Origin of the sequence: Parasedimentitalea denitrificans (assembly GCF_011813015.1) — a bacterium.
Taxonomy (GTDB): domain Bacteria; phylum Pseudomonadota; class Alphaproteobacteria; order Rhodobacterales; family Rhodobacteraceae; genus Parasedimentitalea; species Parasedimentitalea denitrificans.
This window is the reverse complement of the sequence record NZ_QHLQ01000014.1, coordinates 108,938-118,198: the sequence shown is the minus strand read 5'-3', so window position 1 is coordinate 118,198 and position 9,261 is coordinate 108,938. Positions and strand designations below refer to the sequence as shown.

Annotated in this window: 11 protein-coding genes; 6 read left to right on the top strand and 5 right to left on the bottom strand. The window is 55.6% G+C overall.

Annotated features, from left to right (window positions below; all coding sequences use genetic code 11):
* Nucleotides 1-87: 87 nt before the first annotated feature.
* Together DL239_RS14510 and DL239_RS14505 are read right to left on the bottom strand one after the other, a co-directional pair.
* Nucleotides 88-288, bottom strand: a complete 201-nt coding sequence (locus DL239_RS14510; RefSeq protein WP_167684817.1) for a hypothetical protein — start codon at nucleotides 286-288, stop codon at nucleotides 88-90.
* Nucleotides 289-1,065: 777 nt separating this feature from the next.
* Nucleotides 1,066-1,377 carry an ETC complex I subunit gene (locus tag DL239_RS14505; protein ID WP_167684816.1) on the bottom strand — a complete coding sequence of 104 codons (312 nt, stop codon included), beginning with the start codon at nucleotides 1,375-1,377 and terminating at the stop codon, nucleotides 1,066-1,068.
* A 172-nt stretch (nucleotides 1,378-1,549) separates the two neighbouring features.
* On the opposite strand from DL239_RS14505, the gene uvrB reads away from it, so the two are divergent.
* From uvrB to DL239_RS14490, 3 genes are all read left to right on the top strand, one after another.
* Nucleotides 1,550-3,742 carry an excinuclease ABC subunit UvrB gene (uvrB, locus tag DL239_RS14500; RefSeq protein ID WP_167684815.1) on the top strand — a complete coding sequence of 731 codons (2,193 nt, stop codon included), beginning with the start codon at nucleotides 1,550-1,552 and terminating at the stop codon, nucleotides 3,740-3,742.
* 65 nt (nucleotides 3,743-3,807) lie between these two features.
* On the top strand, nucleotides 3,808-4,611 hold the full coding sequence (locus tag DL239_RS14495; protein WP_167684814.1) for a hypothetical protein: 804 nt from the start codon (nucleotides 3,808-3,810) through the stop codon (nucleotides 4,609-4,611).
* 201 nt (nucleotides 4,612-4,812) lie between these two features.
* Nucleotides 4,813-5,598: a formate/nitrite transporter family protein gene (locus tag DL239_RS14490; protein ID WP_167684813.1), complete on the top strand. Its 786-nt coding sequence runs from the start codon at nucleotides 4,813-4,815 to the stop codon at nucleotides 5,596-5,598.
* Between the two features lie 3 nt (nucleotides 5,599-5,601).
* Here DL239_RS14490 and DL239_RS14485 read toward each other — a convergent pair whose 3' ends face one another.
* Nucleotides 5,602-5,883 (bottom strand): cupin domain-containing protein, encoded by a 282-nt coding sequence (locus tag DL239_RS14485; RefSeq protein WP_167684812.1) that lies wholly within the window; start codon nucleotides 5,881-5,883, stop codon nucleotides 5,602-5,604.
* 129 nt (nucleotides 5,884-6,012) lie between these two features.
* On the opposite strand from DL239_RS14485, the gene DL239_RS14480 reads away from it, so the two are divergent.
* Together DL239_RS14480 and DL239_RS14475 are read left to right on the top strand one after the other, a co-directional pair.
* Nucleotides 6,013-6,624, top strand: a complete 612-nt coding sequence (locus DL239_RS14480) for a hypothetical protein (protein WP_167684811.1) — start codon at nucleotides 6,013-6,015, stop codon at nucleotides 6,622-6,624.
* 138 nt (nucleotides 6,625-6,762) lie between these two features.
* Entirely contained in the window at nucleotides 6,763-7,233 is a 471-nt protein-coding gene (locus DL239_RS14475; protein WP_167684810.1) for an aminoacyl-tRNA deacylase, read from the top strand.
* Between the two features lie 124 nt (nucleotides 7,234-7,357).
* On the opposite strand, the gene DL239_RS14470 is transcribed toward DL239_RS14475, so the two are convergent.
* Together DL239_RS14470 and DL239_RS14465 are read right to left on the bottom strand one after the other, a co-directional pair.
* Nucleotides 7,358-7,765 carry a universal stress protein gene (locus DL239_RS14470; RefSeq protein WP_167684809.1) on the bottom strand — a complete coding sequence of 136 codons (408 nt, stop codon included), beginning with the start codon at nucleotides 7,763-7,765 and terminating at the stop codon, nucleotides 7,358-7,360.
* A 326-nt stretch (nucleotides 7,766-8,091) separates the two neighbouring features.
* Nucleotides 8,092-8,412, bottom strand: a complete 321-nt coding sequence (locus DL239_RS14465) for an antibiotic biosynthesis monooxygenase family protein (RefSeq protein ID WP_167684808.1) — start codon at nucleotides 8,410-8,412, stop codon at nucleotides 8,092-8,094.
* A 234-nt stretch (nucleotides 8,413-8,646) separates the two neighbouring features.
* Between DL239_RS14465 and DL239_RS14460 the strand changes: the two genes are divergently transcribed.
* Nucleotides 8,647-9,243 (top strand): hypothetical protein, encoded by a 597-nt coding sequence (locus DL239_RS14460; RefSeq protein ID WP_240931875.1) that lies wholly within the window; start codon nucleotides 8,647-8,649, stop codon nucleotides 9,241-9,243.
* Nucleotides 9,244-9,261 lie beyond the last annotated feature (18 nt).

Here is a 9,261-nt window from a genome sequence, read left to right as displayed (position 1 = left end):
TTCTCATCGTCCACTCCTCAGTGGTTACTGATGAGCAACAAACCCTCTCTTAGCAAATACCGCTATTTGGACCCATAAGCGCTGACGTCAGACACTGAGTTGAGTAATATCCGTTCCTGCTTCAACGACAGGTGGGAAGGCCACGGTGAACGCGAAAATTCCTGCGGTCACTGCGAGTAGGATCTTACTGAGCTCGAGGCGGTAGCTGTTTGCTAATGAAATATTGCGGTGAAGCTCTTGATGGTTTCGAGCCCATGCCTCTTCAATAGCGGCTGAATTTTCGGTCATTTTTTGATTTCACTGAAATTAATGAACAACACGTGCAGCAAAGGTTTTTTTAGTCATTACTGTCAACAAAAAAACCGCCACTCCCTGTCGTAACAATTGTTCTATTCAGCAATACTCCAAAGGATACCTTGAAGTCCGTTCGAGATGTCACGAATCCACGCTGTTGCAGTTTTGGAGAGGTAGCACACACCTATCACGATTTCGGATCGACAATTCGACGGCCGACTAGAATCCGCGGATGTCCGAATTTTGTGGCTTTGCACCAGCTCGAACGTAGTGCAGCATTCAGAAAATTGGGCTCAGAGCTGATAATCGCCGCATCCGCCACCAAAGTCCGCTTCTGAGAGACCGGCCCAACTTTGCAAAGATCGCTATCTGCGCTTAGCGGTCACACGTACCAAGTGAAGCATTCGTCGTTAGGGCTCAAACTTGCCGTTAGCTGTGGACTGTTCGAAGGTCCGGTTTAGGCCGGTCACGTTTTTGGACCTAGGCTTTGCAAAGGTCGCGCTCCTGCGCATAACCGCCGTCCATGAACACTGCAGTAAAGGCCTGCCTCCCGCGAATTGCGTCCAGATCATCCCGACTAGAATCGCCAGCCTTTAAATGACCCTAGATGAGGCGTTCTACAAAGCACTTTTTCACACAAAAATACGCCTGACTTTGAGCGCACCACATTTTGCGCATGAGATCACAATTAGGTCCAAATATTGATCAAGCCACGCCTTCGCGGGATCTTTGCCCCGTTTCCGAGACAACTTCACCCCGATTCACAAACAGTTAGTGGGTCCAGACACCGCGCCTGTTGGTGGCAAAGTTATCGCCATAGCCGCCGGGACGGACATTTACCTTGCGCGCCTTGGGTTCAACCACCTGGGCATCAATTCCATGTGCCTCAGCATACTCCAACGCTGCTTCCTTGGTGTCAAAGCGCAGGCGAACCTGGGTCTGGGTGTCATCGGACGAAGTCCAGCCCATCAGCGGGTCGACGTCACGCGCGTTGGCCTGGGCATATTCCAGCACCCATTTGCGTGTCCGTGCCATGCCCGAAGTCATCGCATTTCTGGCTGGCTTGAAAATCCGCGCTTGCATTGCCGTCTCCTGCTCATTCACTTCCCCCTATATGCGCAAAACAGACCCGCGCGGCAAGGTGCCTTTTGTCTCATATTGCGGGTGACTTCAGATGCTTTTCCCACCCATGCACGAATCCGCTTGAACAAGAACAAAAACAGATCAAAATCACCGCCAAGTCAGGAGAGCCCAAATGCCATATGCCCATTCCGATAGTTCCGTCGCCACCATGGGCGAGGCAGATGCCACCAGCCGCCCCAAGCTGGAAGGCGGCAAGGCGTTTACCCTGAACACGGAATTTGATCCGGCAGGCGATCAGCCCACCGCGATCAAGGAATTGTCGCAAGGTGTGCTGGACGGTGAACGCGATCAAGTGCTGTTGGGGGCCACCGGCACCGGCAAAACATTCACCATGGCCAAGGTGATTGAGCAGACCCAACGCCCCGCCATCATCTTGGCCCCCAACAAGACTCTGGCGGCCCAATTATACGGCGAATTCAAGGGCTTCTTCCCAGACAACGCGGTCGAATACTTCGTCTCATTCTACGACTATTACCAGCCCGAAGCCTATGTCGCCCGGTCCGATACCTTCATCGAGAAGGAAAGCCAGATCAACGAACAGATCGACCGAATGCGCCACTCGGCCACCCGCGCGTTGCTGGAACGGGATGATGTGATCGTCATCGCCTCGGTGTCCTGCATCTACGGTATCGGCTCGATCGAAACCTATGGCGCAATGACCCAGGACCTGAAGGCGGGCGAGATGTACGACCAGCGCCAGATCATGGCGGATCTGGTCGCCCAGCAGTACAAACGCAACGATCAGGCGTTCCAGCGCGGCTCGTTCCGGGTACGCGGCGATTCCCTCGAAATCTTCCCGGCTCACCTGGATGACCGCGCCTGGCGGTTGTCGTTTTTTGGCGAAGAGCTAGAGACAATCACCGAATTCGACCCGCTGACCGGCGAACGCACCGGATCTTTCGAACAGATTCGCGTCTATGCCAACTCGCACTATGTGACACCTAAACCGACGCTCAATCAGGCCGTTGTCAAGATCAAGGAAGAGCTGAAGCAGCGGCTGGACCAGCTGGTCGACGAGGGCAAACTGCTCGAAGCGCAGCGGCTGGAACAGCGCTGCAAGTTCGACATCGAAATGCTTGAGGCGACGGGCCACTGCAACGGCATCGAAAACTACTCGCGTTACCTCACGGGCCGCGCCCCGGGTGAGCCGCCCCCTACCCTGTTCGAATTCATCCCCGACAACGCCATCGTCTTTGCCGATGAATCCCACGTCTCGGTCCCCCAGATCGGCGGTATGTACAAAGGCGACTATCGCCGCAAATTCACCCTGGCCGAGCACGGCTTTCGCCTGCCGTCCTGCATGGACAACCGGCCGCTCAAGTTCGAGGAATGGGACGCCATGCGCCCGCAGTCGGTCTTTGTCTCGGCCACGCCGTCCAAGTGGGAGCTGGAGCGCACCGGTGGTGTGTTCACCGAACAAGTCATCCGCCCCACCGGATTGCTGGACCCTCCGGTCGAAATCCGCCCCGTGCAGATGCAGGTCGATGATCTGCTGGACGAGGTGCGCAAAGTCACCGACAACGGTTTCCGCACCCTTGTCACCACCCTGACCAAACGCATGGCCGAGGATCTGACCGAATACATGCACGAACAGGGCATCAAGGTCCGCTATATGCACAGTGACATCGACACCCTGGAGCGGATCGAGATCCTGCGCGACCTGCGTCTGGGTGCCTTTGATGTGCTGATCGGCATCAACCTGCTGCGCGAGGGTCTGGATATCCCCGAATGTGGACTTGTTGCTATTCTGGACGCCGACAAAGAAGGCTTCCTACGCTCGGAAACCTCGCTGGTGCAGACCATCGGCCGCGCCGCCCGAAACGCCGATGGCCGCGTCATCATGTATGCCGACAAGATCACAGGCAGCATGGAGCGCGCGCTGGCCGAAACCAACCGCCGCCGCGCCAAGCAAGAAGCCTATAACGTCGAGCACGGCATTACCCCGGCCACGGTCAAAAAGAACGTCGAGGATGTTCTGGCCGGTCTCTACCCCGCCGACACCGACATGTCGCGCGTCACCGCCACCATCGACAAACCGATGCACGGCGCAAATCTGGAGGCGGTGCTGGATGGTATGCGTGCCGACATGCGCAAGGCTGCCGAGAACCTGGAGTTCGAAGAAGCCGCCCGCCTGCGGGACGAGGTCAAACGGCTGGAGGCAGTGGATTTGACGATTTCTGACGATCCTCTGGCGCGGCAATACGCGGTAGAAAAGGCATCCGAGGCGGCTGTGAAGTCGCGCGGGCGGTCAACGGCTGGCAGATCGGGGCAGCGTGGCGGCAATGTGAAGCGGCGGGGGCGGTGACTACTGAGATATCGCTTTTAAAGAAACAACTTCCCTCCATGCTACCCTGAGTTTAGTGTCTGCACATGGAGTTCGTGAAAGACATAACGGAAGCGTGGGCCCAAAGGGTTAAGAGCCCAATTCTTGGCTCAGTTGCGATTTCTGTGGTTGTAATCAATTGGAAGTCATTCTGGTTCCTTTTCTTTGCAAAGGCCGATGTTCTCAAAAAATTCGAGTTCTTTGACTCAAGTACAAACACACTTACGCTTTTCTGGTACCCACTCTTAGTCGGTCTCGGGTTAGCTTTGGCCTTGCCGTGGATTCAGTTAGGCGGAGCTGTTCTGGCACGGCGGCCTGTCGAAAGCCTTAGAAGACATCAGAGCGACGTTCTTCACGAGCAAAGAATTTACCAGTTAAACCATCAAATTCGAGAAGAAGAGCTGCGAGCCCAGCTTGATAAAACTCGAGAAGAAGCAAAAATCGCCGCCGCCGAACGCCTAGAACGAGCCCAAGAAATTAACAAAAATCTTGCTGAAGATATAATCGACGATCGGCAAGCGACCAGCACCGATACAACTGACCCCTCTCTATTTCAGGAAGAACGTGACCTTCTTTGCATTGTAGCGAAATATGGAAATGGATTTGTCGGGACGTTTGAAATTGAAGAAGGTTTTCGTTTCGTCGCAGGAGATATCGAGTTTATCATCCCTCATCGGCGGTTGCTGGAACTAAACGCAAGTTTGGAGAAGTTCCGAAAATTAGACTATTTGCGAGAGTTCGAAAACGAATTGACCCTGTCAGGTTACAAATTGGCTGACGATATCACACTTCGTAGTGATATCACTCAGGAGGCTAGGAGAAAGAGGTTCATAGAATACTTCGCTTCTTAGCCTTCATATACTTGGCCAGCTACCTCAGTATTCGCGCCCGACCTAGGGTGGGAGCGAATGCGCCCTCCCGTGGGGGAGGTCGGGCGCAGCCCGTGCTTTGCACGGGCATAGGTTTGCAACATCTTCCCGACAGGCTCACCAGCCCCCCCCCTTTGATCCCAATCAAAGACCCAACGCTCTCCACCGCTCTACCCTCAGCCCATGTCGCAACCAAACCCAACCGGACTGGACGCCTATAGACCTGCCGAGATTGCCCGGCGGGTCGAGGAAGCCGGGGTGGCCAAGGCGCATTTGCCTGCGGCCCAAACCCTGACCCTTGCCATATTGGCCGGGGTCTTCATCGCCCTTGGCGGCGCGGCTTATACGGCGGTGATGACCGGGGTGGACCCCACCGGCCCGGCGCGGTTTCTGGGCGGCGTAGTATTCTCGCTGGGCCTCATACTGGTGATCGTCGGCGGGGCCGAGCTGTTCACTGGCAACGCCCTGATGACCATGGCCGCCGTGGACCGGAAAATCACCCTCACCGCCCTGCTTCGCAACTGGGGCATTGTCTACCTCGGCAACTTGATCGGCGCATTGGCGCTGGCTGCGGCGATGCTCGGCACCGGGCTACTGAACGGCCCCATCGGGGCCACCGCAGCCGCCATGGCCGAGGGCAAAGCCGCCCTCTCACCAGTTGAGGCCCTAACACGCGGGATCCTGTGTAATGCTCTGGTCTGTCTCGCCGTCTGGCTCACCTTTGCCGCACGCACCGCTGCGGGCAAAATCCTCGCCATCCTCTGGCCCATCAGCGCCTTTGTCCTGTTGGGGTTTGAGCACTCAATCGCCAATATGTACCTACTGCCCCAAGGCATGATAGCCGGGGCGCAGGTGGGAATTGGCGCCGTTATCACCAACCTGTTCTGGGTCACGCTGGGCAATATCATCGGCGGAGCAGGTGGGGTGGCTCTGGCCTATCGCTGGGCCTATCGACCCGCGCAAGGTTAACGACTACTTCAACTCCACCTCAACAAAGCTCATCACTCCCTCGCCAATATTGATGACATTGTGCTCCACGCCTTCCTCGCGCCGATATGCGGTGCCAGCAGGCACGACCACCTCGCGCACTTCGCCACCCGGCATATCCAACCGCATATGGCAGTCGGTCACGGCAGTGATCACATAGTCCATCGCGTGGGTGTGCCAGCCGGTTTCGGCCCCCGGCTCAAAATCAAACCGCGTCACCCGCACCCGCGCGTCGTCGATCATCTGTGTGGCTGTGGCCTCTGGCATTTCTGTCTCCTTGAGTGACTGCCATCCCAACCTAGCCTGCGCCTGACAGGGTAAATACATCCAGTCCGGGTAAAAATTTTAGCCAGTCCGAGAAACCGTGCTACGCTCAAGATCAAAAGGAGATTTTTGATGTTTATGCGATTTCTAACAGTCTTCCTGCTAATCCCGCTTCTAGCTCTGCCTGTGGCCGCAGGCGAAACCGGCTCTGACAGAGACGACGGAGATAACGGTGACTCTCATTATGGCACGAGCCTAAACCGCAGAACCACAAATGAAATTGTCCGCATACTAAACTCCGGATTTGATCGCTGCTGGCGCGAAAAGAAAATCTACCGCTGGGACTGCTTTCGTCAAACCTATCGCGAGGCGAACAAATTCCTGAAAGGAAGAACCAGCTACTCCGAGGCGCAGGACGCAATACAACACGTCGAAGCTGAATTGGCGGCGGTGGTCTCTCAGTATCGCGATCCTACCAAACCCAAGCGTCGTAGGTTCACGCAAAGCTTTGTGCCGATCAAACCTGAGGCTATTCCAACTGCGCGGGCCCGCACCACTCAGGCCATGGAACAGGCGCAAACCATTCTACTGCGTGCGCCATCACATACGCAGTCGCACTATGTACGGATAGCTGATGCAATCAATTCCAACAAGGTCCTGTTGCGGTCGGCGCTATTGATGCTGCCGAACCAGGTTATCCGGCTTGCGCTGATCTTTGCCAAATCTACCGGTGTGCCGCTGTAATCTGGCAGTGGGGCTTGCTCTTATCGGGTTCGCGGGGCACAGTAGAGCCCCACTCGAAACCTCAGGGCGCCCAGGCCGCGCCGCTGGTTTAAGAGCCGTGCGGCCATGGGGCACCCGTCAGCCCGACGGAGACGCCAGATGACCATTGCCGCACGCCTGAAACACCATCTCGAAGCCCAAGGCCTTCCCTTTGACATGATCGCCCACCCCTATGCCGCCACCGCAAGTGGCTGCGCAGAGGCTGCACATGTGCCCGGCGACCATCTGGCCAAATCGGTTCTGATCCATATGGAGGAAGGACCTATGCTGGCTGTTGTGCCCTCAAACCACCACGTTGATCTGACCCAGTTGCAAGCCATGCTGGATCGGCGGTTGGGGCTGGCTGCCGAGTCTGAAATCGAAGTCCTGTTTGACGATTGTAACCTAGGCGCCGCACCGCCCGTCGGCGAGGCCTACGACGTACCTACCATCGTGGACAACAGCCTGACAGGGCTGGACAAAGTCTGGTTCGAAGCCGGTGACCACAAAACACTGGTTGAAATGCGAGGGCAGGATTTTGACCAGTTGATGCAGGGCGCACAACATGGATCATTCTGCACCGTTCACTGACCAACACGGGCATCAAGCGCCAGAAGCAAGCTCGCTTCTGGCGCTTGATATAGGCGGCCGATGTGTCTGATCATTCTTTCGAGACGTGTCATTCATACTCGAGTGAACCATTGCGGATCATGTATTAGCGCAGCACATGAACAGCGCAAGCCGCATGGCGGACCACTTGCGACGCGGTGGAGCCGAGCAATAAATCCTGCATTCCCGGACGATGCGACGCGATAATAATCAGGTCGGGATGGTTGGTTTCAGCCCAATCCAGAATTGACCGCCCCGAATGGCCTTCGATCACCACACCAATTGCATGCGGCAGAGTGGCGGCCAGGTTATCAAGCTCTGTCTGCAAGGCTTCTCGGGCCTGCGCCAGATAATCCAGCGGCATGTAGGAAATGGCATAGGCCGGAATGTGTTCGACTACATGCAAGAGCGTAACAGCACCACCCGAGGTGCACAGTGTTTTTGCAAGTTTTATTGCCCCGGAGATATCGCGGTCGGGGTCAAAGGAAATAGGCACCAGAATTTTGTGATACATCAAATACCTCCTGTCGTTACCTAGGTATATGCTGCGCCTAATCGCAGATAAATTCCTTGATTCAAGTCAACCTGTTATTCGAAGCAGTCCAATCGCTTAGCAGCGAGAACAGCGTCCAAATCCTTACCCAGAGCAACTAGCCCGTCCTGACCGCGAGCCCAGTCAACAATTTGGTTTTTCTGGTGATTAGAGGTAACAGATAGGGAGTAGCCAGCGCCGCACGTGACAGAGTGGGGGCGCTGCCCCCTTTTGGCCTGCGGCCAATTCACCCCCGGGATATTTTAAGCCAGATGAAGATCCCGTAAGGCATTTCAGGTCTGGTCGCTCTAGCTGAAAGTTTCGGCGACGTCATACATCACAGGCTCAAAACTACGGCATAATCCGTTGAGTTTTCGGTTTCGCTCGCGCATTTCCGGAGTGCGGAGCATGGCCAGAAAATCTTCGCGGCGTTGCCATTGAGAGTAGTTGGCAATTCGGGTCTGGGCGTCATTGACGTGCAGACCCGCTGCGATAAAGCCCGGTTGTTGCGAGATGAACTCCGCATAGGCCTCATTCAGGGCGTCTAGCAGATCCTGGCATGTTCCTGGCGTCATTTCAAAGGTGGTGATGACGGTTTGGATATCAGCGGTTTTGGCTATTGTTGGCATTGGCTCCTCCGTTGAACAGTTTTAGCCTACGCGGGTTTTCACCAAAACAAGAAGCGTTTTCAGCAATCTGCGCGTTAAATCCTTGGCTGACACCCCAGTGGTGATAGAAAAGTAACCCCTTGTTAACCATGCGCGACCCCAAATTGGACTTAGGGGTTGTTTGCCATGTTTCGGGGTTTGGTCTTTCTCTGGCTTTTTATTTACTGTGCGGGCCCTAGCCTTGCCGGGGCCTGGTTGCGCGACCCGGGGAGCGGTTTTGCATCTGCAAGTGTTACCTTTCGGCGGGATGGCGGCGACTGGTCATCCGAGCTAAGCTATTATGGTGATTACGGGATAACCCAGTCCTTGACGCTTGGGGTTGATCTGAATGACGCCGACAGGCTGGCAGGCCATACCTTGATTTTTGCCCGTGTTTCTCTGAATTTTCTGCCACCTGAGCATCATCTAGCTACCGAAATTTCATTGGGCGGCGCCCATTATCGTAATGAATGGAAGCCGATGCATAAGCTGACCCTGTCCTATGGGCGTGGCTTTGACAGCACCTGGGGCCCTGGTTGGCTGGCGATTGATGGCGCCTATGAAAAGCGAGGAACCAGTTCGCAGCCGATTGTAAAACTGGACGCGACAATAGGGCTGAACGCGGAAGAACATCTGCGCCCAATGTTGCAAATTGAAACCGCTAAGATCTCGGGACACCAGCTGTTCTATTCCATCACCCCCTCGCTACAGGTTCCCCTGCCCCGCGACTCTCATCTGCTGATTGGCCTGCAACACCGCGTGACGACGCAGCGCAGCCTTGGACTTAAGGTCGGAGTGTGGCACAGGTTCTAGGGTATGGCCGAGGACATA